Raw genomic sequence first — 24,545 nt, forward strand, 5'->3', positions numbered from 1 at the left:
GCCCGGCTCCGGCCGGGCTTTCTGCATCTGGCTCGCGGACAGTTCCGCCGGTCGCCCGGCCCCCTCCTGATGCGCCACAATATATGCGCATCGTTTCGCTAAGAAAAAGCTGGCACTGGCTTGTGGATGTCCTTAGATCATTTCATGGTTTGCGAACCCGCTTGCCGACACCTTCATCTGCTGTGAGAACCCGTATATGTCATCCATCGCCGCCAAAGGCACGACCGACGATTCCACCGACCAGGAGCCGCACGCGATTTACGGGTTCGAGCGATGGGGCCGCGATCTTCTGACTGTGCTGAAAAATGGCGATGTCGGCCTGAAAAACCCCTTGAAACCTGACACGGTTCCCATCAGCCTGCCCTCCATCATCCGCGATCTGGAACAACGCGGCATCCATGCTCCATTGTTGTTGCGGGTCAGTTCATTCCTTGAAAATGAAATCCGCTCCATCAATAACGCGTTTGAAACCGCCATAAAACAGGCAGGCTATCGCGGCGTTTATCGCGGCGTGTTTCCCATCAAGGTCAATCAACAGGCACAGGTCATCAGGCAGATCGTTGATTTCGGACGGCCCTATTCATTTGGCCTTGAAGCAGGCTCAAAGCCGGAACTTGTCATTGCCCTTGCGCAGTCGCTGGAGCGGGACGCACTTGTGATGTGCAATGGCGTCAAGGATCTGAAATTCATCCGACTGGCAATCCTGTCACGCAAGCTCGGATTCAACACCGCGATTGTTCTGGAAAGTCCGAAAGAGCTGGAAACAGTCATCGAGGCCTATCAGGAATTGGGTGTGGAGCCACTTTTGGGCGTGCGTGTAAAACTCTTCAACCGCATCGGCGGAGACTGGGCCGAAAGCTCTGGCGACCGCTCCACATTCGGTATGAACACCGACCAGCTGGTGTCGGTGATTGATCGACTGCGCGATGTCGGACTGCTGCATTGCCTGAAATTTCAGCATTCGCATCTGGGCAGTCAAATTCCCGACGTCAATGATGTGCGCCGGGCCTCTGTCGAAGCATGCCGCTATTTTGTCGATCTGACAAAAGAAGGAGCACCGCTGACCCATCTCGATCTGGGCGGCGGTCTGGGCGTCGATTATACCGGTGAGAAAAAAGCTTCCAAGAGTTCGATCAACTATTCCATCATGGAATATTGCGAGAATGTGGTCGAGACAGTCCGTTACGCCATGGATGAGGCGGGTCTGGAACACCCCACCCTGACCACCGAAAGCGGCCGTGCAATTGTCGCGACTTCATCGATGCTGATATTCAACGTTCTGGAAACTACTCTTTATGACAGCGGCGTCGCCAGCAAGCCGGAACCCTCCGACTATCATTATGTCAAGGATCTGGCGGCGATTGAGACCTATCTCGAGCCCAAACGTCTGCAGGAGTGCATCAACGATGCCAGCTTCTACCGCAATGAGTTGCGAAATCTGTTTCTGCGCAACGTCATCAACCTGCGGCAAATGGCCCGCGCTGAACGGATTTATCTGTATTTGATGTCGCGCATCAAATTGATGGCTCATGAAGCCGAACATTCCACCGAGATCGATGAGCAGCTTGATGCGCTTGCCGATATCTATCACTGCAATTTCTCACTGTTTCAGTCACTTCCCGATGTCTGGGCGATCAATCAGCTTCATCCGATCGCACCGTTGCAGCAACTGAATGAAGAGCCGATGCGCCGGGCCATTTTATCGGATATCACCTGCGATTCAGATGGCAAGATTGATGAATTCATTCTGGCGGACGGCCTGTCCCCATCGCTGCCAGTGCATGACGTGACGGACGAGCGGCCTTATTATCTCGGCGTGTTTTTCGTCGGTGCCTATCAGGAGACCCTGGGCGATCTGCATAATCTGTTTGGCGATACCAATGTCGTTACCATTGAGTTGCGTGAGGACGGCCACTTCGATCTGCTGCAGGAAGTCGAGGGGGATACAATTGCCGAAGTTATGTCTTATGTAGAGTTTGATCCAAAAGACTGTGTCGACGATTTCCGCAAGCTGCTTGACCTTGCGACTTCGGACAAGCGGCTGAAGTCGTCCGAACGCAAGCTGCTCATCGCCACCTACCGTGAAGCTATCAACAGCTATACCTATTTCGAATAATCCCGCATTGAAAGGGCACAAGATGACGAAATTGACCGGAAACACTTTGGTCATTGGTGCAGGTGGCGTCTCGTCGGCTGCTGTCCACAAAATGGCAATGAACCCGCAGATTTTTACGAAAATCACTCTGGCAAGTCGCCGCAAATTCAAATGCGATGCGATAGCGGACGCGGTCAAACAGCGCACCGGCGTCACTATCGAAACTGCACAAGTGGATGCCATGGACATTGCTGCTGTCGTCGGACTGATCCGCAGCAGCGGTGCCGACCTGCTGGTCAATCTGGCTCTGCCCTATCAGGACCTGAAATTGATGGATGCCTGCCTGGAAGCGGGTATCCACTATCTCGACACCGCCAATTATGAGCCCGAAGACGAGGCAAAATTCGAATATCACTGGCAGTGGGCCTACCACGAGCGCTTTGAAAAGGCCGGCCTGACAGCAATTCTCGGCTCCGGCTTCGATCCCGGCGTGACATCCGTCTTTGCCACATGGCTGAAGAAGCACAAGCTGGATACGGTCCGGCAGATCGATGTGCTGGATTGCAATGGCGGCGACAATGGCAAGGCCTTCGCCACCAATTTCAACCCCGAAATCAATATTCGTGAAGTCACCGCCGATGCCCGGCACTGGGAAAACGGCAACTGGGTCACCTCCCCGGCCATGACCCACAAGGTGGCGTTTGATTTCCCCGGTGTCGGCACACGCAATATGTATCTGATGTATCATGAGGAGCTGGAAAGTCTGAAAACCCATTTCCCGGAAACGCAACGCGCCCGCTTCTGGATGACGTTTGGCGATGCCTACATCAACCATGTCACGGTGCTGCAGAATATCGGCATGACCTCGATCAAGCCGGTCATGCATGAGGGTGTCGAAATCGTACCGCTGCAGTTTCTGAAAAGCGTTTTGCCGGACCCCTCTGAATTGGGCGAGTTGACCAAGGGAAAGACCTGCATCGGTGACATTGTCACCGGGGAAAAAGACGGCAAGGAACAGACCTATTACATTTACAATATCTGCGATCATGAAGAATGTTATGCGGAAGTGGGCAGCCAGGCGGTGAGTTACACGACCGGCGTGCCGGCGATGATCGGCGCGGCCCAGATCATCACCGGTGTGTGGCTGAAACCCGGCGTATGGAACATGGAACAGCTCGATCCAGATAACTTCATGGAGATGCTCAACACCCAAGGGCTGCCCTGGCAAGTGCATGAACTGGACGCTCCGGTCGATTTTTGAAGATGGCCGGCGATATCCCGATCATGCAGACAAAGGCCGGCGATCCGGGCAGCTTCGCCCGGTTCGATCTGTCCCGCGTTCCCAGCCCCTGTTTTGTTGTCGATGAAGTTGCGATTGAACGCAATCTTGCGATTCTGGCCGATATTGCAGAGCGCTCGCAGGCCAGGATTTTTCTGGCGCTGAAGGCTTTTTCAATGTTCGAACTGGCGCCTCTTGTCGGGCGCTATCTGTCCGGCACCTGCGCTTCGGGCGTTCATGAAGCGCGCCTGGCGCATGACAAGTATCACGGTGAGGTCGCCACATTCTGTGCCGGTTACAAGCCTGCCGATTTTGACAGCATCATTGCCTGTTCAGACCACATCATTTTCAATTCGCCGGCCCAGAAAGCCCGGTTTCTGCCACAGATCGAGGCATCCGGGAAACCTGTTCAGATCGGGTTGCGCATCAATCCTGAGCATTCTGAAGGTGAGATTGCCAAATATGATCCCTGTGCCCCCTGCTCCCGGCTCGGCACACCGGTTTCCCAACTGAATGACGCCGTTCTGGCGGGCATTGACGGTCTGCACATGCATACGCTCTGCGAGCAGGGTTTTGAGCCATTACAACGCACCTGGGATGCAATTGAACAGACGCTCAGCCCGTGGCTAAAGCGTTTGAAATGGATAAATTTTGGCGGCGGCCATCATATCACGCGGGCCGATTATGACCGCGAAGGTCTGGTGGCCTTCATCCGTGGGATACGCGCGCGCTATGGTCTCGATATCTATCTGGAGCCGGGCGAAGCGGTCGCGCTTGATGCCGGTATACTAGTGGGAGAAATTCTCGACCTGCCGCAAAACGGCATGAATCTGGCGATCAGCGATCTGTCTGCCACCTGCCATATGCCGGATGTTATCGAGGCGCCCTACCGTCCCGCCCTTCTGGGAGAACGAGCCCCCGGGACCGGACCGGTATACCGCATAGGCGGCCCTTCCTGTCTGGCCGGCGATGTCATTGGCGATTACACGCCTGCGGTCCCGTTCCAGATTGGCTCGCGCATCGCCTTTCTCGATCAGGCGCATTATTCGATGGTCAAGACAAACACCTTCAACGGAGTGCCGCTGCCGTCGATTGCGGTCTGGAACTCCGATAGCGATGCGTTGCGCATCGTCAAGCAATTTGGCTACAACGATTTTCTGGAGCGCCTCTCGTGACCGACTTTCTCGACAGTGAATTGAGCGGCGCTGAACGTGATCCGGCCAAATCACGGTTTACAATTATCCCGGTTCCGCTGGAACGCACGGTTTCCTACGGTTCGGGCACAGCTGGCGGACCCGCAGCGATTCTGCAAGCCAGCAATGAACTGGAGCGCATCTGCCAGATCGGCGAGTTGGTTCTGGAGCCGTGCCGGTTTGGCATCGCCACACAACAGCCGGTGGATTGCAGCGCTCCGATGCCGCAGGTAATGGAAGCCATCAGCAAACGGACTTTCGACGCGGTGTCGAACAACAAGCTGCCGGTGGTGCTGGGTGGCGAACATTCCCTGTCTTATGGCGCCGTGATGGGCGTGCAAAAAGCCCTTGGCCGCCCGCTCGGGCTGGTCCAGATAGATGCCCATGCGGATTTGCGGGTGGCCTATCAGGGCAATCGGCATTCTCATGCTTCCGTCATGCATCTGCTGGCCGAAGAAGGCGTCCGTCTGGCGCAATTCGGCGTCCGTGCCCTGTGCCGAGCGGAAATGCAGAGCCGCCGGGACAATAATGTGTTCCATGTCGACAGCGAAACACTGGTCACCGGCAACATTCATCAAATGGACCTGCCGGAGGATTTTCCACAGGATATTTATGTTTCATTCGATGTCGATGGTCTCGATCCATCAGTGATGCCGGCGACAGGTACACCGGTGCCCGGCGGACTTGGCTTTTACCAGGCGCTGCATCTGGTAGAGCACGCGCTTCAGGGCCGAAATTGCGTCGGGCTGGATGTGGTTGAACTGGCGCCGGACGGCAATTCGGCCTGGGATTTTACCGCTGCCCAGATTGTCTATCGCCTGATGGCCGCCACGATTTAAAGCAGACCAAGTTCCAGAAGTTCGGTGCGCATCGCATCAGGCATATCTTTCAGTGCCTGGGCATCTTCCGTCAAATCGGCAGGCACATCTTCTGTCCTGAAATAGCGCCATCCCTGAAACGGCCGCTTCGGCTGCCACTGGGTCGGCCTGACAATTTGTTCCATCACCAGATCACACCGGCTGATCCCGGCCGAATCCGTAAAGGGCCGGACATCCAGCAGCCTCTGGCGCGCCTGCACATTGCCCTTGATGACCCAGTACAGCGATCCGCCATCGAGCAATTCATCGCGTCGCTTCGGCATCATTCTGGTTGTGTGAGCATGTTCCGGCTCGACACCAGCTTGTTTCGCCCGGGCGGTGCGCTGCGCAATCCACTGCTCGAGATCATCGAGCGATTCCGCACCAACGCACAATTTGATGAGATTGAGTGGCATGAAGCGATCAACTACCGGTTTGAAGAGCACATTTGTTGCTGTGTCAGAATCTCTGACCGAGCCACCCTATCACGGCTGTGGCAATGAAGAGAACTGGCCGGGCTGTGCGTAACCCGGAACGGAAGGCGCATTTGCAATACAACTGCTGTCAGGATTCTGACGGTTCAATCTCAATAGGCAACTCCGCTGCTGCCCAGGCGTTAAAGCCGCCCGCCATATGAGCCAGCCCTGTCATCCCCATATCCTGCAGGGTTTTTGTGGCAAGCGCAGACCGCCAGCCAGATGCACAAAACAGAATGAAACTGTCATTCTGACTGAAAACAGCGCGGTGATAGGGGCTTGCCGGGTCCACCCAGAATTCCAGCATACCGCGGGGTGCATGCACAGCGCCGCTGATCCTGCCGGATTTTGCCAATTCCCGAATGTCGCGGATATCAATCAGCACAGGCGGGTTTTCCCCGGCCAGGCGCGTTTTCACGTCGATTGGAGTCAAGGCAACAATTTCGGCTTCGGCTTCGGTAACGAGATCAGCAGCAGTTCTGATGATTTTCTGCAATTTATCTCACCGCCGGGGAAAGCCTACTGGGCGACGGCAGCAACCGGTGCCGAAACTGATTCCGATTCAGAGTTGCTGACCAGGAAGAATATCAATAGCACGCATGCGGAAGCATATAAAGTCCAGCGTGCCGCGCCCCAACAGGAGGCTCCATTTTGTTGATACATATTTTGATCTTCTGTTGATTACGACAATTCTGCAGCCTTGCACCAGCCCTTCGGGACAGTGATTGCTGCAATGCAGCGTGCCATTTAGACTTTTTTAACACTTTGTGCAAGGGCGAATTTGCCAATGCAGAAATCTGCCGAACTGACTTGTGTTTTGACGCTCTGGACTGCATTTTCATCAAATGAATATATTTGCTGAACTAGCGCCAATGGACGTCATTGCGGTGCTCTGGTTTATCACCAGTTGGGCCATCTATTCCTATCTTCTGGATCATTCCAGGATCAGGGAAAGATCACTGTCCACTGCCATGGACAAGCAGCGCGCGCAGTGGATGCAGACCATGGCGAAGCGCGACTTGCGCATAGTTGACACCTCGATCATGGCCGGTCTGCAACAGGGTACTGCTTTCTTCGCTTCAACTTCAATCTTTGCCATTGGCGGGACATTTGCCCTGTTGAGCTCGACCGAAGAGGTTCTGGCGGTGTTCAGCCAGTTGCCCTACTCCATTGAAATGACACGGGCGGAATGGGAAACCAAGGTGCTGGGCATGCTGCTGGTCTACGCTTATGCGTTTTTCAAATTCGGCTGGGCCTATCGCCTGTTCAACTACGCTTCGATGCTGATCGGCGCTGTTCCGGCCAGGGATGAACACGATAGCGCTTTGGCAAAGTCCGCCCTTCTCAGCGCAACGGAAATGACGATTCTGGCGGGAATTCACTTTAATCGGGGATTGCGGGCATTCTTTTTTGCCATGGGTTTTCTGGGATGGTTTCTCGGCCCGGTAGTTTTCATGGTGACAACGACCTATGTGCTTCTGGTACTGATAAGACGTCAGTTCTTTTCCGCGTCGCGGCGCGCCGCGCTGCACAGCCTTGAAGTGGGTCCTGACGCGTGAGTGACCTGGAGCACCAGATCGACACAGCCATTTTCGAACACCTCGCATCTTGCGCTGCACACAAGACCATCTGCCCATCCCAAATTGCCCGTGCTCTGGCCGGTTCCGATGAAAAACAATGGCGGCTGTTGATGAGGCCGATCCGGACCCGCGCCATTGCGCTGGCCCGGGCCGACCGGCTTGTGATCAAACGCAAGGGAAAGCCCGTCGATCCCAGCGAAGGTTTCAAAGGGATTTACCGGCTCGGCAACGCCAAGGAAGAGCCCGAAAGATGATCGTCTCCAGTTTGGTGTGCGGTCCGCACCTGACCCGCCTGGCCAGATTGCGCGAAACTGAGGCTGCCTATTTGATCTCGGCAGAAGATGCGACAACCTTACCGGCCAGACCGTAATCAATCGCTTCTTTGGCGCTCATCCAGTAATCGCGATCAGTATCTTTTTCGATCTGCTCGATCTTCTGCCCGGTCGCATCGGCAAAAATCTTGTTCAAACGGTCGCGCATCTTGATGATTTCGCGGGCCTGAATTTCAATGTCGCTGGCTGCACCGCCCGCACCACCGGATGGCTGATGCAACAGGAAACGGGTGTTGGTGGTCGCAAAACGGTGCTTTTTCGGCACCGATACATAAATCAGAGCGCCAGCGCTGGCCACCCAGCCGGTTCCCAGAATATTCACGGTCGGTTTGATGAAGCGGATCATGTCGTGGATCATATCGCCGGATTCAACGTGGCCGCCCGGTGAAGACACAACCACCAGGATCGGATCATCCGACGCCTGCGCAAGAGCCAGCAGCCGCGCCGAGACATCCCGCGCCATATCCTGGGAAACCTGACCAGTTATCAACACCGTCCGCGCATCAAACAGATATTTATCGACGGAAGGCGATTTTTCCTTGTCCTCATCCTTGGACTTGATGTCGTCATCGTCTTCAAACAGAGCGGGCATATCAGCGTGGGTCATGGAATGGTTCCGTAAATGAGGCGGGAATTTCGTTGTTCCGATATGGCACTTGGGCTGATGCGAAACAAGTGAAAGATCACACATAAGCCGGATCGCTGCATGTTTACCGGAACTGCAGGCACGGGTTACAAAACCGTTGCACCTGCACACCAGCCGTGTAGTTTGGCACAAGGAAACGCTGAGGATGAAACAATGGATGTAAGAGCGGCTGTCGCTTTTGAAGCAGGCAAACCTTTGGAAGTCACCACGGTTCAATTGGGCGGACCCAAGGCTGGCGAAGTTCTGGTCGAAATCAAGGCAACCGGGATTTGTCACACTGATGAGTTTACCCGCTCAGGTGATGACCCTGAGGGAATTTTTCCTGCCATTCTGGGCCATGAAGGCGCTGGTGTGGTTGTCGAAATCGGCTCCGGTGTGACCTCTCTCAAGCCGGGCGATCATGTCATTCCGCTTTACACGCCGGAATGCCGCGAATGCGAATATTGCCTGCATCCCAAGACAAATCTCTGCCAGTCCATCCGCACAACCCAGGGACAGGGCCTGATGCCGGACGGCACATCGCGGTTTTCCATCGAAGGCAAGCCGATCATGCATTATATGGGCACATCCACCTTTGCCAACTATACGGTGTTGCCGGAAATCGCGCTGGCAAAAGTCCGCAAAGACGCGCCGTTCGAGACAATCTGCTACATCGGCTGCGGCGTCACAACCGGCATCGGCGCTGTCATCAACACCGCCAAAGTCGAGCCCGGCTCGAACTGTGTGGTGTTTGGTCTGGGCGGCATCGGCCTGAACGTCATTCAGGGCTGTAAACTCGCCGGAGCCAACATGATTGTTGGCGTTGATCTCAACGACAACAAGAAGGAATGGGGCGAGAAGTTCGGCATGACCCATTTCGTCAACCCCAAAGAAGCGGGCGATGATCTGGTGTCCTATCTGGTCGATCTGACCGGCGGCGGCGCGGATTATTCGTTTGAATGTATCGGCAATACAAATGTCATGCGCCAGGCGCTGGAATGCTGCCACAAGGGCTGGGGCGAATCCATTATCATCGGCGTTGCCGGTTCCGGCCAGGAAATTTCCACCCGGCCGTTCCAGCTTGTCACCGGCCGCTCCTGGCGCGGCTCCGCCTTTGGCGGTGCCCGGGGCCGCACCGACGTGCCCAAAATCGTCGACTGGTATATGAACGGCAAAATTCAGATCGATCCGATGATCACCCACACCATGCCGCTGGACGACATCAACAAGGGTTTTGATCTGATGCATTCCGGGGAATCCATCCGCAGCGTTGTTCTGTATTAGAACGCTTCGATATGAACAGCACATGATCCGGGAGCGGTAATGCCAGAGTTGAAACTGATTGAGGAACGGCGCTCTCACGGCGGCTCCCAGCGGGTCTACAGCCATTGGAGCGAAGCCTGCCAATGCACCATGACATTCGCAATATTTCTGCCGCCGCAGGCAGCTGAAGGCCCCTGCCCGACCCTGACCTATTTATCGGGCCTCACCTGCAGTCATGCAAATGTCATGGAAAAAGGCGAATACCGCGCAGCCGCGGCCCGGCACGGCCTGATTGTCATTTGCCCGGACACCAGTCCGCGCGGCGACGACGTTGCCAATGAGGAAGTCTACTATTTCGGACAGGGCGCCGGCTTTTATCTGAATGCGACACAACCGCCTTATGCCACCCATTTCAATATGGAACGCTACATCACCGCGGAACTGCCGCATCTCATCTCTCAGAATTTTTCTGTAAGCGACTCAAGAGACTCTATTTTCGGCCATTCAATGGGGGGCCATGGCGCCTTGACACTGGCGCTGAAACATTCCGGCCTTTACCGCTCTGTTTCCGCCTTTGCGCCGATTGCCAACCCAGCCACCAGCGCATGGGGCAAGTATGCGTTGCCGCGATATTTGGGCGACGATGACACGGCCTGGCGGTCGGCAGATGCCGTTGCTCTGATCGAGGATGGCCACCAGGTCGATGACATCCTGGTGGATCAGGGCCTCGCCGATGAATTTTTGCAGGACAATCTGAAACCGGATGCGCTGGAAGCTGCCTGCCGCTCGGCTGGCATCGCCCTGACGCTCCGGCGCCACGAAGGCTATGACCACTCCTATTATTTCATTTCCAGCTTTATGGCTGACCATATTGCATGGCATGCGGAGCGGCTGGTCGAGTAGCGCGCATCCAGGTCTCCAGCTTCAGGATGAAATACAGATAGATCGTTGGATGATTACAAAGGGATGTTATCGTGCTTTTTCCAGGGGTTTTCCAACTGTTTGTTGCGTAAAAGCCGCAGCGCCCGCGACACCCGCCGCCGTGTCGAGTGCGGCATTATGACATCATCGATATAGCCGCGTTCAGCTGCAACGAAAGGCGACAGAAAGCGCTTCTCATAGCCCTTTGTGTGTTCTGCGATGCGTTCGGAATTCTCGATATCCTTGCGGAAAATGATTTCCACCGCACCCCTGGCACCCATCACCGCAATTTCGGCACTTGGCCAGGCGTAATTCACATCGCCGCGCAGATGTTTTGACGCCATCACATCGTAAGCGCCGCCATAGGCTTTTCGCGTAATGATCGTGATTTTTGGAACGGTTGCCTCGGCATAGGCAAACAGAAGTTTGGCACCGTGCTTGATCAGACCGCCATATTCCTGCGCCGTCCCTGGCAGAAAGCCCGGGACATCGACAAAGGTGATGATTGGAATGTTGAAACAATCGCAAAACCGCACGAACCGGGCCGCCTTCCGGCTCGCATCGCTGTCCAGTACACCTGCCAGCACCATTGGCTGATTGGCCACGACCCCGACCGTGCGGCCCTCCATACGGCCAAAACCAATAACGATATTGGCCGCGTGTTTTTCCTGAATTTCAAAGAAATCGCCGTCATCCAGCGTTTTGACGATCAGTTCCTTCACATCATAGGGTTTGTTGGCGCTGTCGGGAATGATCGTGTCGAGCGATGGTTCGATTCGCTCCGGATCATCCTGCTGTGCAAGTTCGGGAAGGTCGGAAATATTGCTGGCCGGCAGAAAATCCACCAACCGCCGGATTTCCAGCAGGGCCTCCACATCATTGTCGTATGCGCCATCGGCAATTGATGATCGGGTGGTGTGAATCGAGGCCCCACCCAACTGCTCGGCAGTGACAGTCTCATTGGTCACCGTTTTCACAACATCTGGACCGGTTACAAACATGTAGCTGGTATCACGTACCATATAGATGAAATCGGTCATGGCCGGCGAATACACATCGCCACCGGCGCATGGTCCCATGATTACGGAAATCTGCGGAATCACGCCGGAGGCCAGCACATTGCGCTGAAACACTTCGCCATAGCCGCCAAGAGCCGCCACGCCTTCCTGAATACGTGCTCCGCCCGCATCGAACAGTCCGATGATCGGCGTGCGGTTTTTCAGCGCCATATCCTGAATCTTGCTGATTTTCAGAGCATGCGTTTCGGAAAGCGAACCGCCGAAAACCGTAAAATCCTTGGCAAACACAAACACCGGACGGCCGTTGATCGTACCCCAGCCGGTAACCACGCCATCCCCGGCAATCCTGGTGTCTTCCATGCCGAAATCGGTACAGCGATGCTGTACGAACATGTCGTATTCTTCAAATGAGTCTTCATCGAGCAGAATCTTCAGCCGTTCGCGGGCGGTCAGCTTACCCTTGGCATGCTGGGCTTCGATGCGCCGCTTGCCACCACCAAGCCGCGCATCGGCGCGGCGGGCTTCCAGTTCAGCCAGTACAGATGTCATAGAATTCCCAGTCTGGTATCGTGCCTGCAGCAATACTGAACAGGATTACCACGCAAAACAAGACAACGAGAAGATAATCATTGGTCTGACAGATGGGCGGCGGCCAAAAGCGCGACGTCGAACTCGCGGCGCCGGAAGGCGCGCCTCGCCTGTGCTTCTGCATCGGCACCCCAATGCGAGATGTTCCAGTCTTCATCGACATGAGCCGCTGCCCAGGCTGAATGACCTGTAAGCGCACCTTCGGCTGCTGCCAGGGCAATCAGGACCGATCCGGTCAGTGACGTCATGACCTGAAGACCGGCCAGACAGAGCGGATCAGTCTTGTAATTTGCTACCAGAGCGGAAATTCGGGCGACGCTCTCAGCCGGCTGGTCCAGATACATCATGCCTTCGGCGAGCAGAAACCGCGTCTCATACTGGACCTTGAAAAAGTCCAGAACCGGATCCCAGTGCTGGCTTTGCAAAGCCACCAGATCATCCGGCTGCCCGGCCCGGTAGAACAGAAGATCGCTTTGCGCATAGGCAGAGGTTTCCACCGCCACTGCGTCCAGCGCTGATGCAACGCCGTCAATCGCCGAATTGGCCAACCGTGTAAACGGCATCTGCACCGGGTTGATATGCTGTTTCTGGTTCGCCCATTCTTTGACCAGTTCATCGGCGAAAGCGGTATGGCGGATGGCCAGCGGATGCTTGGCCGGTGTGCGGGCAGGACGACCGTCAAGCAGCAGCTGACAGGCCCCATCGCGTTCGGCAAGGCTGGCTTCCTTATAGAAACGTTTCGGCAATTCCGGAGCCAAGTGTTTTTGCGCCCGTTTGACCGGGTCCGTATCCAATGGAGTCACGATCTCTGGCCACTCTGATCTAACAGCAGGTGGCTCTGAAGCTCGGCAAAGCTATCGAACAATGCGCCGGCACCGGCCTGCATCAGCGCTGCCGGCTGGTGATAGCCCCAGGTCACGCCCAATGCCTCAATCGAGGCGTTTCGCGCCATCATCATGTCAAAACTGGTATCGCCGATCAGGACCGTCTCAGCGGCAGAAGCGCCTGTTTCCCGCAAAGCCTGCTGCACCATGGCGGGGTCCGGCTTGGAAGGTGCATTATCCGATGTCTGAATGGTGACGAACCGGTTCTGCAGCGAATGCAGATCTAAAATAGCGTCGACACCGCGCCGCGACTTGCCTGTTGCAAGACCCAGCAACACGTCGTCCTGTGCGGCAAGTGCGTCAAGACAGGCTTTGGCGCCCTCATAGAGCGGCTCGTGATAATCCGGATCACTGCGCAACTCAAAGAAACTCTTGCGGTAGGTCGTCACCAGCTTTTCGATGGGGTGATCCGCATCGGTCAGATCAGTCATGGCTTCATGCAGCGAACGGCCGATGATCGCAAGAGTGCGCTCACGGGAGGGCGGCTCCAGCTCAAGCGCCGTGAAAGCTCTGTCCATCGCCGCTACGATCATGTGCTGACTGTCAATCAAAGTGCCGTCGCAATCAAACAATATCAGGCGCATGGACTAGAATTCTTCCTCGTCAGACATGCCGTTTTCCTCATCAAAGCCAAGCAGATTGAAAGTCTGCTTGATATGCGGTGACAAGGGCGCTGAGATATCCAGAACCGGAATACCAAGATGCGGTGCCGGATGCGGAATGACAATGCGCTGGGCATGCAGATGCAGCCGCTTTTGAATTCCGTTGGGCAGTTCCCAGTTCTCGATATCGAAATATTTCGGATCGCCGATGATCGGAGTTCCGATGTACTGGGTGTGTATCCGCAACTGGTGAGTTCGCCCGGTGACCGGCTTCAATTCAAGCCAGGATAACCGGTCTCCGGCTTTTTCGATGACCCGGTAATTGGTAACTGCGTGGTCGGCATCCGGCTCGCCGTGACGCGCGATGCGCATGCGATCGCCATCATCCGTCGATTCTTTCAGCAGATGAGTTGAAATCCGCCCTTCATTCGGCCGCGGTACGCCTTTGACCACAGCCCAATAGGTTTTTCGCGTATCGCGGTGACGGAACGATTCAGCCATCGCCTTGGCAGCGCTGCGGGTCTTGGCAATCAGCATAACGCCGGTTGTGTCCCGGTCGAGCCGATGCACAAGACGCGGTTTCTGCCCCTTGCGGTCGCGGAACGCTTCCAGCATGCCATCGACATGCCGGTTGATGCCGGAGCCGCCCTGAACAGCCAATCCAAAAGGCTTGTTCAGAACCATCACATGTTTGTCGTCATGCAGGATAAGCGAGCGCAGAAATGTGGCATCGTCTTCGCGCCAGGCCGCTTTTGACTGACCCAGGGCCTGATCGGGCGCCGCAGCGCCGGTTATCGGCGGAACGCGGACCATCTGGCCGGCCAGAAGCCGTGTCGACGTCTTGACCCGGCCGCCTTCCACCCGGATCTGCCCGGAGCGTATAAGTTTTTGCAACTGGCCGAAGCCGAGGCCCGGAAAATGCGCCTTGAACCAGCGGTCAAGCCGCATATCAGCTTCATCCACATCGACTTTCTTCATTTGAACCGCGTTCATGCAAATGCCCTTATCAGCTTTGCCCCGGCAACGATGGCGGCCAGACACAGCGCCACCTGGCCGGCAACATACAGCGCAGCAATCCCGCCCTCGCCACGTTGCCATAGCATAAGCGACTCCAGGGAGAAGGCGGAGAAGGTTGTGAAACCGCCCAGCAATCCCGTCATCACAAACAGACGCAACTCATCAGAGCCACCTTTCAGCACGAAATGACCGGCCACTGCTCCCATCAAAAATGACCCGACTACGTTTACAAACAGCGTTCCCAGAGGATAGGCACCACCAGCCAGGCGCAGGATCAGCAGTCCCGATCCATAACGCAAGCAGGCTCCCAATGCACCCCCAACAGCAACAGCCAGCAATCCGGTCATGAAGGCGCAAGGCCGAAAATCCAGCCTTCCCTTTGCGCTGCGGCAACCCTGCGCGGATCAGAAAACAGGGTCGGGTCCGCCGCCAACGCGCGCAACGCCGCCACAGAAATCACCGCGTCAGCCTCGTCCTGGATACTCATCCGCGGGGGGCTGCCGGAGTGAAAATAAGCCAGCGTATTCTGGATGGTTTCGTGATCATAAGCACGCTTTAGACCAGCCATTTGATAAAACAGGCTCGGATACATTTCGCACAGAACCACATTGGCATCCTCGATCGGGTCAAACGGCCAGATCGCAATGCGGTGGTCGTTGACCGCTCGTAAGGCGTGAAACATTCTCATGCCGGCAAATGAACCGGGCCCGATCTGCTTGGCTCCCATACAGTGATAAATGCTGGCCGGCTTTGGCGACAACTGACTCTCGGTTTCACGAAACCGGTCAAAGCGAAACTCGTCGCCCCGGTACCGATCACACAGAATATAAGGCGCGAACGCTGACTCCATACTGCGAATGGCAGGGCCTGCGTAGTAATGCGCCTCTCCCGAACAGATATTTTCCACCAGATCCCACAGCTCTTCCACCCGGTCCAGCGGCGCTTCGCCTTCCGGCAGCGGGCCCTCTTCCGGCCACGGCACCGAAAAACAGAAATCCAGGCCCACAAGGGTCCGTCGATCCGCTCTCGCCAGTTTCATCAAAAGATTCTTGATGACTACCCGGCCCCAGTTCTTGGCATCCGGCAGACGCATGAGAACAGGGCCAGTACCCGCCTCAATATCGAGATAGGCGATCTGAATGCCACGTTGCCGCTCGCCCATGGCGCCGGACCAGTCGATCGCCAAAAACCTGTCAAACCGGTTCATTCAGTCCTCATTCTTTAGGTGTCGAGTGCGGTCCTGCCGCAGTTTGTCCCAGTAGTCCAGCCGTTTTTGAAGGTCACGTTCAAATCCGCGCGGGACAGGATAGTAAAACTGCGCATCACCCAGTTCATCAGGCAGGTAACGCTGTCCGGAAAAGGCTTCGGGCTGATCATGATCATACAGATAGCCGCCGCCATACCCTTCCTGTTTCATCAGTTTGGTCGGCGCGTTCAGAATCTGTTTCGGCGGCATCAGAGAGCCATTGGATCTGGCCGCATTCATGGCCTGTTTGTAAGCGGTGTAGAGCGCATTGGATTTGGGCGCGGTGGCAAGATACACCACGGCCTGAGCCAACGCCAATTCGCCCTCCGGACTGCCCAGAAACTCAAACGAATCCCGCGCAGCGATACATTGCGCCAGCGCTTGCGGGTCAGCCAGCCCGATATCTTCCGATGCCATGCGCACCAGCCGGCGCGCCAGATAGAGCGGGTCTTCACCGGCATCCAGCATACGGCACAGATAATACAGAGAGGCCTGCGGATCGGAGCCGCGCACCGATTTGTGCAGCGCGGATATGAGATTGTAATGCCCGTCTTCACTCTTGTCGTAAATCGGCGCCCGCCGCTGCAGCACGGTCTGCAACATCGCCGCATCAAACAATTCGTCTTTGCCGGCAGCGCGCCAAACCTCTTCGGCAAGGCTCAGCGCCGCACGGCCATCTCCATCTGCCATCCGGATGAGCGAAGATCTGGCTTCAGAATCCAGCGGTAGTTTGTGCTCCATAAATGTTTCGGCACGGGTCAACATCGCCCCGATAGCGGTGTCATCAAGCGCTTTGAACACCAGCACCTGCGCGCGAGACAGCACCGCCGAATTCAGCTCGAATGACGGATTTTCCGTGGTCGCACCGACCAGTGTGACCGTGCCGTCTTCCATGACCGGCAAAAAGGCGTCCTGTTGCGCCCGGTTGAAGCGGTGGATCTCGTCGACAAACAGCAACGTGCCCTGCCCGGTGCTGCGCCGGTGGCGTGCGGTTTCGAAGATTTTTTTCAGATCCGCCACACCCGAGAAAATCGCCGACAATTGCTCAAAATGAAGATCAGTTTCATTCGCGAGCAATCTGGCGACTGTGGTTTTCCCGGTGCCGGGCGGACCCCAGAACACCAGAGAGCCGACACGGCCGCTGCGCAACATGCGCGTCAGCGTTCCTTCTGCGCCGACGATATGATCCTGTCCGACCACATCTGCAAGCGCAGCCGGTCTCAGCCGGTCAGCCAGTGGTCGTGGCGCATCTGCACCCATATTGGCTGCATCAAACAGCGAAGGCACGTTCTATCCACCCACCGCAAATCGAATGATTCTGCCAGCGCGGTCCAGTTTGAAGCGCCACATCTGGCTACCGCGATCAATCCGTCTGGCAAGCTGTTTCGTATCATCCATGTCACGGCCGTTGAGTTCGAGAATCATGTCGCCTGGGCGGAATCTGTACCGCGCAGCGGGCGAGCCTGGCTCGACCGACAGAATGACCACACCGGAATTCTTGAGTGCGCCGATTTCCTGCGCCAGGGCCGGAGACAGATTGGCAATGGTTGCCCCGGCGAGAGGCGATCTGCCGGTCAGCAACTGCTCATCCCGCGGCACTGTCTCGGGGGGCGGTTGCATGGTCAGGGATATGCGCATCCGTTTTTTGCCACGGCGTATCAGGAACGAGACCTCATCGCCAAGCTGCCTTGTTGCCAGCCTGTATCCCAACTCATCCGGGTCATCGAGCCGGTTGCCTTCCATCCGCACAACCAGATCGCCAACGCGAATTCCGGCAAGGTCAAAGGGACCGTTCTTCTCCACACCGGTGACCAGAGCACCACGCGGGCGATCAAGCCCGAGGCTGTCTGCAATATCTGAAGAGACTGGCTGGAAAGTCGCGCCAAGCCAGGGCCGCTGGACGATATCGCCCATATCCGACGCCGCCACGACGACACTGACCATGTTGGCCGGAATGGCAAAACCAACGCCGTTCGATCCGCCGGAGCGCGAGAAAATCGCTGTATTGATACCGACCAGAAATCCCCTTGTGTCCACCAGTGCGCCGCCGGAATTTCCCGGATTGATCGCCGCATCCGTCTGAATGAAGAACTGGTAGTCGGTGACGCCGACCCTGGTGCGTGCCAGCGCCGAAACAATGCCGCTGGTCACAGTCTGACCGACACCGAAGGGGTTTCCGATTGCCAGCACAAGATCGCCAACCTCCAATGCATCACTGTCGGCGAAATCCAGATAGGGAAATGTTTCGCGGCGGCCATCCAGATTGATACGCAGAATGGCAAGATCGGTGCGTTCATCCTTCAGAACTATTTCAGCTTCAAATTCACGCTTGTCGGCGAGGACGACCTTGATGCTGCTGGCATCCTGGATGACATGATTGGCGGTCACCACAATACCGCTCGGATCGACGATGACGCCCGAGCCCAGAGAACTGGTCTGCCGGCTGCGTTGTGGGCGCGAGCCCGGGACCTGATCACCGAAGAAACGACGGAAGAAGGGATCATTGCCGAAGGGCGTCTGCGGCCGCTGGCTGACCATGCGCGTGGCGTAGACATTCACCACTGCTGGCGCGACACGCTTGACGATGGGGGAAAAGCTGAACCGCATCTGTGCCTGGTTGTCCGGCACGCGCTGGCCGGCAGCAGGCTGTGCTGCCGACAGGGCAATAAGACAGAAGGCGGCAAGAATCCGGAGCGTTCCGGTATAGCGATGAAGAAAAGACATGCTGATTTCCCAACTGTGGATCAAGTGCTGTGAATGATGTGCTCTGAGAACAGACAAGGCAAAGAAAAAGGCGGCACGAAGGCCGCCTTTACACAGTTTTGCCGGAATCAAATACGGCTTCCGAACCTGCGTTGAGCGGCTTCGGTTTTAAACGATTCGCCGGAGCGCAAGTGAAACACATTCCGGCAGTTACACGATCAGCAGACGCCCCAAAACGCATGGGGCTCACACTTTTATTGCGGCAGATCAGGCAGCGACGGTTTCGGCGGCTTCTTCGCTTTCGGTGCGGGCATGATCGGCAGCACCTTTCGCGTCGACATCGCGGTCAACCAGTTCAATGACGCCAACCGGCGCATTGTCGCCGAAACGGAACCCGGCCTTCAGCACCCGTGTGTAACCGCCCTGACGGTCCTTATAACGCGCGGCAAGCGTATCAAACAGTTTGCCCACCGCCGCAATATCGCGAATCTGCGAAATCGCCTGACGTCGGGCATGCAGGTCACCGCGTTTCGCCAATGTGATCAGCTTTTCGACAACCGGGCGCAATTCTTTCGCCTTTGGCAGGGTAGTGACGATCTGCTCATGGGTAATGAGCGACGCCGACATGTTCGCAAACATCGCCTTGCGGTGACTCGATGTACGGTTGAGCTTGCGGCCTGATTTGCGGTGGCGCATGGCCCTCTCCTCTTTCTATGATGCCCCGGACGGTGTGGATATCCACGGTGTATCCGGGGGCTTTCTCAAATTAAGCGGCTTGCACCGCATCTGTTAGTCAGTACTGATCTTCGAAACGCTTCGCCAGATCGTCGATATTTTCCGGCGGCCAGTTTTCGACTTCCATGCCAAGATGGAGGCCCATGCCCGCCAGAACTTCCTTGATCTCGTTCAGCGATTTGCGACCGAAATTCGGTGTGCGCAGCATTTCGCTTTCGGTTTTCTGGATCAGATCACCAATATAGACAATGTTGTCGTTCTTCAGGCAGTTTGCCGAACGCACCGACAATTCCAGTTCGTCCACCTTCTTCAGCAGCGCCGGATTGAATGCCAGTTCAGGGGCCTGATCTTCGACAACCTCTTTCTGAGGTTCTTCGAAGTTCACGAAGATCGACAATTGATCCTGCAGAATACGGGCAGCGAAAGCGACCGAGTCTTCCGGGGAAATCGAACCGTCGGTTTCGACCGTCATCAGCAGTTTGTCATAATCCAGAACCTGGCCCTCACGGGTGTTTTCCACCTTGTAGGACACTTTGCGGACCGGCGAATACAGGCTGTCGACCGGAATCAGGCCAATCGGCGCATCTTCCGGGCGGTTGCGTTCAGCGGACACATAGCCCTTGCCGGTATTGACAGTGAATTCAATGCGCATTTCCGCATCTTCATCCAATGTGCACAGCACCAGGTCTGGGTTGAGAATTTCAACATCGCCAACAGTCTGAATATCAGCTGCGGTAACGGCTCCTGGACCCTGCTTGCGCACGGTCATGCGTTTCGGGCCATCGCCTTCCATCTTGACAGCAATCGCTTTCACGTTGAGCACGATATCAGTCACGTCCTCACGAACGCCAGGAATGGAGGAAAACTCGTGAAGCACGCCATCGATCTGGACCGCGGTCACTGCAGCACCCTGCAGCGATGACAGCAGAATACGGCGCAGCGCATTGCCGAGTGTCATGCCGAATCCGCGTTCCAGCGGCTCAGCGACAATCGTTGCAATCCGGTGCGGCTCATCGCCCGGCTTTACCTCAAGCTTGGTTGGCTTGATCAGTTCCTGCCAATTTTTCTGGATCATGTGCTAATCCTTTCTCGGCCTTTTCAAAGGCTTTGTTCAGCGCCGGGTTGTCAATCCCTGTCAGTGGATCAATTCCGGCAAATTCGTTTCTCGGTTACAGCAACAGGCCCGGATCTTGGAGATGTGGGCAGGCCAGCCTGAAAACGCCAAAAGACTGCAGGGAAATGCCCTGCAGTCAAAACTCTGATGAACCTAAACGCGACGCCGTTTCGGAGGACGGCAACCATTGTGCGGAATAGAGGTTACATCCCGGATGGTGGTGACCGTAAAGCCTGCAGCCTGCAGCGCACGCAATGCCGACTCGCGGCCTGAACCGGGTCCACGAACTTCAACTTCAAGTGTCTTCATGCCATGTTCCTGCGCCTTTTTTGCGGCGTCTTCACTGGCAACCTGTGCAGCGTAAGGGGTCGATTTACGGGATCCCTTGAACCCCATTGTTCCGGCGGAGGACCACGCAATCGTGTTGCCCTGGGCGTCGGTAATGGTGATCATGGTGTTGTTGAACGTGGAATTAATGTGAGCCACGCCGGAAATAATATTCTTTTTCTCGCGGCGACGCACGCGGGAGCTTTCTTTTGCCATCGTATAGTCCTTTCGATCTCAGCACCGCCGTCAAGCCAGCGGCTCCACCGAACAATCCGGGGAATGTCAGTTGTTGATTATTTCTTCTTGCCGGCAATTGCCCGTGCCGGACCCTTGCGGGTACGGGCATTGGTGTGGGTGCGTTGCCCACGTGTCGGCAAGCCACGCCGATGGCGCAGACCGCGATAGCAGCCCAGATCCATCAGACGTTTGATGTTCATCGCCCGCTCGCGGCGCAGATCACCTTCAACCATATAGTCCTGGTCGATGGATTCGCGAATCTGCAACACTTCCGAATCGGACAGCTCGTTCACCCGGCGTTCTGCCGGAATATTGACCTTTGTCGTGATTTCCCGAGCTTTCGCGGCACCAATGCCGTGAATATACTGTAGGGCAATGACCACGCGTTTGTTGGTCGGAATGTTGACGCCAGCAATACGTGCCAAAACCGTCTCTCCTTGGTAGATCACCGGCACCAACGCCAATGAAGTAAATCTGCATCCATCAGAACAAACATGACCACCTCGGCCCCGGATTCTCCCGGCCCCAATGTGGTCAGTCATTCCATGTGTTTGCGGGTATCTATAGGAGTTGTAGCCGACTCGTCAACCGCCAATTCCATACAGATGGTCCGCTAGAGCGTTTCATGACTAGATTGAATCATTTGACCGGGTTTGTGCGTCTGCCGGCGAGGCACACTTCGCGCCGTGGTCTTCATGACCACAAGCGGAGTGTAACGACGTCCGCCGGGCGTACAGGCCCGGCCTTCGGTGCTCCAGATCAGCCCACCGGACAGCGTTAGCCAACTTGCCCGATGCGCCGCATCGAGCGGCGTTGCCTGCCTTGCCGATGAACTGATCTGGAGCATCAAATGGTTCAATCTAATCATGCAACGCTCTAGGCCACCTCTTTCAAGGTCATCTCGACTGACGACCTCACTTCACCCATCGATTGCATCCCGTCGACCGAGCGCAACAAGCCGGTTCCGTGGTAATAATCAATCAATGGCTGGGTCTGCTCACGATAGACTGACAGGCGTTTTGCAAGTGCATCCGCATTGTCATCCGCGCGCGGACCTCCTTCCGTTTCCTCTGCCCGTTTGATGATACGGTCAAGAAGTATTCCTTCATCAACGGCAATTTCGATCACCGCATCGAGTTTCAGGCCCTTGCGTTCCAGCATCTGGTCCAGCGCTTCTGCCTGGGCAACTGTTCGGGGAAATCCGTCGAGAATAAACCCCTTCGCGCAATCCGGCTGGTCCACCCGCTCTGATACGATTCTGACAACCACATCATCGGAGACCAGATCGCCCCGGTCCATGATTTCTTTAACCTGAAGACCGATCGGCGAGCGCGCCGCAACTGCCGCTCTGAGCATATCCCCGGTGGACAGCTGGGCAAAACCATGCCGTTCAGTCAAGAATTTCGCCTGGGTCCCCTTACCTGCCCCTGGAGGCCCCAGCAATATCAACCTCATCTACGTTTTCCCCCGCGCAACTTCGACTTTTTGACAAGCCCCTCATATTGATGCGCCAGAAGATGGCCTTGCACCTGAGAAACTGTATCCATGGTTACGCTGACCACGATCAAAAGGGAAGTGCCACCAAGGTAGAACGGAACACCGGTTGCGGAAATCAGGAATTCCGGCAGCAGACTGACCACCACCAGGAATATTGCGCCAACGACAGTAATGCGTGTCAGCACATAATCGATATAGGTCGCGGTACGATCACCGGGACGAATGCCGGGAATGAACCCGCCATGGCGTTTCAGATTGTCGGCCGTATCCGCCGGATTGAACACAATCGCTGTGTAGAAGAAACAGAAAAATACGATCATCGATGCGAAAAACAACATGTAAAGCGGCTGGCCGTGACCCAGCCATGCGGCGACAACATTCAGCCATTCCGGGCCGGTGCCACTGGCAAAGGTCGCCACTGTGGTCGGCAGCAGCAACAGCGAAGACGCAAAGATTGTCGGAATGACGCCAGCCGTGTTCAGCTTTAACGGCAGGTGCGAGGAATCGCCCTGGAACATCCGATTGCCCATCTGGCGCTTGGGATACTGGATCAGCAATCTGCGCTGAGCCCGCTCAACGAAGACAATCAGCATGATTGTGCCAATCGCCAGAACGAGAAGGGCAAGAATCAGCAGGGTCGACATCGCACCCTGCCGGCCAAGTTCAAGAGTACCGGCAATGGCCCCCGGCAGACCGGCCACGATCCCAGCAAAGATAATCAGCGAAATGCCGTTCCCGATGCCACGGGCGGTAATCTGTTCGCCGAGCCACATCAGGAACATCGTTCCTCCGGTCAGCGAGATGATGGTTGACAGTTTGAAGAACCAGCCCGGATCGGAGACAATGTTTGTGCCGCCTTCCAGACCTGCCGCAATACCGTAGGATTGCAACACCGCCAGCAGAACAGTACCGTAACGTGTGTACTGATTGATCTTCTTGCGGCCTTGTTCGCCCTCTTTCTTCAGTTGTTCCAGAGTGGGAACCACTGTGGTCATCAACTGGATGATAATCGAGGCGGAAATGTAAGGCATGATCCCGAGCGCAAATATCGCCATGCGCTCAACCGCACCGCCGGAGAACATGTTGAACAGGCCGATAACACCCTGCTGCGCCTGACCAAAGGCCAGCGCAAACGCATCGGGGTTGATGCCGGGCAAGGGAATATATGTGCCGAGCCGATAAACAAGCAGCGCACCCAGTGTGAACCAGATGCGCTTTTTGAGCTCGGTCGCTTTGGAAAAAGCGCCAAAATTGATATTTGACGCTAGTTGTTCAGCTGCAGAAGCCATTCATTTCTCTCCACACCGGCTTGTTGAAACCCGGCTGGCGACGAGAAGAAAACGTTGCCTCTGGCCTGGCTTCCAAACGGGGTCTAATCAGGCTTTGCTGCCTGCTTCCTGGGCGTCCGGTCCGTTCTCGATAATCGTCACAGACCCGCCAACTTTTTCCACCGCGGCAAGAGCCGGCTTTGAACCGCCTGCGACAGCGAGTGAAATCTTGCTTTTCAGTTCGCCGCCACCGACAAGCCGCACACCGTCTTTCGCCTTGCGCACAACGCCGGCCGCGATCAGCGCCTCGACATCAATCGATTTACCAGCGTCCAGCTTGCCCGCATCAATCGCGATCTGCAGCCGGCCCAAAGACACTTCCGTGAACTTCTTGGCAAAAATATTGTTGAAACCGCGCTTTGGCAGGCGACGGTGAAGCGGCATCTGGCCACCCTCAAATCCCTTGATGGACACACCGCTGCGGGACTTCTGACCCTTGACGCCACGGCCACCGGTCTTGCCCTTGCCGGACCCGATCCCGCGCGAAACACGCATCCGGTCCTTTACAGCACCATCATTGTCCTGAAGTTCGTTGAGTTTCATTGTTTCAATTCCAGACTTGCCGCGAATGTAACGCAGTCATAGAGCCAAATATCGCGGTTACGACCGCCAATTTCAAGGCAGCCA

General features: G+C 56.0%; 26 protein-coding genes. 8 read left to right on the plus strand and 18 right to left on the minus strand.

The window, feature by feature from the left end; translation table 11 throughout:
* The first annotated feature begins 196 nt into the window (after window positions 1-196).
* From speA to speB, 4 genes are read left to right on the plus strand one after another with little or no spacing between them, the layout of a single operon-like run.
* Window positions 197-2,116 carry a biosynthetic arginine decarboxylase gene (gene speA / locus RAL88_RS03620; RefSeq protein WP_306267369.1) on the plus strand — a complete coding sequence of 640 codons (1,920 nt, stop codon included), beginning with the start codon at window positions 197-199 and terminating at the stop codon, window positions 2,114-2,116.
* A gap of 22 nt (window positions 2,117-2,138) precedes the next feature.
* The gene (locus RAL88_RS03625) at window positions 2,139-3,356 is read left to right on the plus strand and encodes a saccharopine dehydrogenase family protein (protein WP_306267370.1); all 1,218 of its coding nucleotides are present in this window, start codon (window positions 2,139-2,141) and stop codon (window positions 3,354-3,356) included.
* A 2-nt stretch (window positions 3,357-3,358) separates the two neighbouring features.
* On the plus strand, window positions 3,359-4,549 hold the full coding sequence (locus tag RAL88_RS03630) for a carboxynorspermidine decarboxylase (RefSeq protein WP_306267371.1): 1,191 nt from the start codon (window positions 3,359-3,361) through the stop codon (window positions 4,547-4,549).
* Window positions 4,546-5,406, plus strand: coding sequence for an agmatinase (speB, locus tag RAL88_RS03635; RefSeq protein WP_306267372.1), 861 nt, complete (start codon window positions 4,546-4,548; stop codon window positions 5,404-5,406). The genes RAL88_RS03630 and speB overlap by 4 nt, the downstream gene beginning before the upstream one ends.
* Here speB and RAL88_RS03640 read toward each other — a convergent pair.
* Together RAL88_RS03640 and RAL88_RS03645 are read right to left on the minus strand one after the other, a co-directional pair.
* Window positions 5,403-5,840, minus strand: coding sequence for a DUF1489 family protein (locus RAL88_RS03640; RefSeq protein WP_306267373.1), 438 nt, complete (start codon window positions 5,838-5,840; stop codon window positions 5,403-5,405). The genes speB and RAL88_RS03640 overlap by 4 nt on opposite strands.
* Window positions 5,841-5,988: 148 nt before the next feature.
* A complete protein-coding gene (locus RAL88_RS03645; protein WP_306267374.1) occupies window positions 5,989-6,396 on the minus strand; it encodes a rhodanese-like domain-containing protein in 408 nt (135 codons plus the stop codon).
* 349 nt (window positions 6,397-6,745) lie between these two features.
* On the opposite strand from RAL88_RS03645, the gene RAL88_RS03650 reads away from it, so the two are divergent.
* Complete coding sequence (locus RAL88_RS03650) at window positions 6,746-7,459, plus strand: DUF599 domain-containing protein (RefSeq protein WP_306267375.1); 714 nt, start codon at window positions 6,746-6,748, stop codon at window positions 7,457-7,459.
* Window positions 7,456-7,734 (plus strand): DUF3253 domain-containing protein, encoded by a 279-nt coding sequence (locus RAL88_RS03655; RefSeq protein ID WP_306267376.1) that lies wholly within the window; start codon window positions 7,456-7,458, stop codon window positions 7,732-7,734. The genes RAL88_RS03650 and RAL88_RS03655 overlap by 4 nt, the downstream gene beginning before the upstream one ends.
* A 67-nt stretch (window positions 7,735-7,801) precedes the next feature.
* On the opposite strand, the gene RAL88_RS03660 is transcribed toward RAL88_RS03655, so the two are convergent.
* Entirely contained in the window at window positions 7,802-8,419 is a 618-nt protein-coding gene (locus RAL88_RS03660; RefSeq protein ID WP_306267377.1) for an ATP-dependent Clp protease proteolytic subunit, read from the minus strand.
* Between the two features lie 192 nt (window positions 8,420-8,611).
* On the opposite strand from RAL88_RS03660, the gene RAL88_RS03665 reads away from it, so the two are divergent.
* Window positions 8,612-9,721 carry an S-(hydroxymethyl)glutathione dehydrogenase/class III alcohol dehydrogenase gene (locus RAL88_RS03665; protein WP_306267378.1) on the plus strand — a complete coding sequence of 370 codons (1,110 nt, stop codon included), beginning with the start codon at window positions 8,612-8,614 and terminating at the stop codon, window positions 9,719-9,721.
* A gap of 48 nt (window positions 9,722-9,769) precedes the next feature.
* Entirely contained in the window at window positions 9,770-10,603 is an 834-nt protein-coding gene (fghA, locus tag RAL88_RS03670) for an S-formylglutathione hydrolase (protein ID WP_371932161.1), read from the plus strand.
* Between the two features lie 53 nt (window positions 10,604-10,656).
* Here fghA and RAL88_RS03675 read toward each other — a convergent pair whose 3' ends face one another.
* From RAL88_RS03675 to rplO, 15 genes are all read right to left on the minus strand, one after another.
* Window positions 10,657-12,189 carry an acyl-CoA carboxylase subunit beta gene (locus RAL88_RS03675; protein ID WP_306267380.1) on the minus strand — a complete coding sequence of 511 codons (1,533 nt, stop codon included), beginning with the start codon at window positions 12,187-12,189 and terminating at the stop codon, window positions 10,657-10,659.
* Between the two features lie 77 nt (window positions 12,190-12,266).
* The gene (locus RAL88_RS03680; RefSeq protein ID WP_306267381.1) at window positions 12,267-13,031 is read right to left on the minus strand and encodes an ATP12 family chaperone protein; all 765 of its coding nucleotides are present in this window, start codon (window positions 13,029-13,031) and stop codon (window positions 12,267-12,269) included.
* The gene (locus tag RAL88_RS03685; protein ID WP_306267382.1) at window positions 13,028-13,696 is read right to left on the minus strand and encodes an HAD-IA family hydrolase; all 669 of its coding nucleotides are present in this window, start codon (window positions 13,694-13,696) and stop codon (window positions 13,028-13,030) included. Before RAL88_RS03685 ends, RAL88_RS03680 begins: the two co-directional genes overlap by 4 nt.
* A gap of 3 nt (window positions 13,697-13,699) precedes the next feature.
* Window positions 13,700-14,707, minus strand: coding sequence for an RluA family pseudouridine synthase (locus RAL88_RS03690; RefSeq protein ID WP_306267383.1), 1,008 nt, complete (start codon window positions 14,705-14,707; stop codon window positions 13,700-13,702).
* Window positions 14,704-15,030 carry a CrcB family protein gene (locus tag RAL88_RS03695; RefSeq protein ID WP_371932141.1) on the minus strand — a complete coding sequence of 109 codons (327 nt, stop codon included), beginning with the start codon at window positions 15,028-15,030 and terminating at the stop codon, window positions 14,704-14,706. Before RAL88_RS03695 ends, RAL88_RS03690 begins: the two co-directional genes overlap by 4 nt.
* Window positions 15,031-15,074: 44 nt before the next feature.
* On the minus strand, window positions 15,075-15,938 hold the full coding sequence (locus RAL88_RS03700) for a hypothetical protein (protein ID WP_306267385.1): 864 nt from the start codon (window positions 15,936-15,938) through the stop codon (window positions 15,075-15,077).
* On the minus strand, window positions 15,939-17,237 hold the full coding sequence (locus tag RAL88_RS03705; protein ID WP_371932162.1) for a replication-associated recombination protein A: 1,299 nt from the start codon (window positions 17,235-17,237) through the stop codon (window positions 15,939-15,941).
* A gap of 30 nt (window positions 17,238-17,267) precedes the next feature.
* Window positions 17,268-18,701, minus strand: coding sequence for a DegQ family serine endoprotease (locus tag RAL88_RS03710; RefSeq protein WP_306267387.1), 1,434 nt, complete (start codon window positions 18,699-18,701; stop codon window positions 17,268-17,270).
* Between the two features lie 246 nt (window positions 18,702-18,947).
* Window positions 18,948-19,376: a 50S ribosomal protein L17 gene (rplQ, locus tag RAL88_RS03715; protein WP_306267388.1), complete on the minus strand. Its 429-nt coding sequence runs from the start codon at window positions 19,374-19,376 to the stop codon at window positions 18,948-18,950.
* 97 nt (window positions 19,377-19,473) lie between these two features.
* A complete protein-coding gene (locus RAL88_RS03720; protein WP_306267389.1) occupies window positions 19,474-20,490 on the minus strand; it encodes a DNA-directed RNA polymerase subunit alpha in 1,017 nt (338 codons plus the stop codon).
* Window positions 20,491-20,682: 192 nt separating this feature from the next.
* Window positions 20,683-21,072, minus strand: coding sequence for a 30S ribosomal protein S11 (rpsK, locus tag RAL88_RS03725; protein WP_306267390.1), 390 nt, complete (start codon window positions 21,070-21,072; stop codon window positions 20,683-20,685).
* Window positions 21,073-21,149: 77 nt separating this feature from the next.
* Window positions 21,150-21,518: a 30S ribosomal protein S13 gene (rpsM, locus tag RAL88_RS03730; RefSeq protein WP_306267391.1), complete on the minus strand. Its 369-nt coding sequence runs from the start codon at window positions 21,516-21,518 to the stop codon at window positions 21,150-21,152.
* A gap of 451 nt (window positions 21,519-21,969) precedes the next feature.
* Window positions 21,970-22,548, minus strand: coding sequence for an adenylate kinase (locus RAL88_RS03735; RefSeq protein WP_306267392.1), 579 nt, complete (start codon window positions 22,546-22,548; stop codon window positions 21,970-21,972).
* Window positions 22,545-23,879 (minus strand): preprotein translocase subunit SecY, encoded by a 1,335-nt coding sequence (secY, locus tag RAL88_RS03740; RefSeq protein ID WP_306267393.1) that lies wholly within the window; start codon window positions 23,877-23,879, stop codon window positions 22,545-22,547. Before secY ends, RAL88_RS03735 begins: the two co-directional genes overlap by 4 nt.
* Window positions 23,880-23,966: 87 nt before the next feature.
* Window positions 23,967-24,461, minus strand: a complete 495-nt coding sequence (gene rplO, locus RAL88_RS03745; protein ID WP_306267394.1) for a 50S ribosomal protein L15 — start codon at window positions 24,459-24,461, stop codon at window positions 23,967-23,969.
* Between the last annotated feature and the right edge of the window lie 84 nt (window positions 24,462-24,545).

Origin of the sequence: Pararhizobium sp. IMCC3301, assembly GCF_030758315.1 — a bacterium.
Classification (GTDB): domain Bacteria; phylum Pseudomonadota; class Alphaproteobacteria; order Rhizobiales.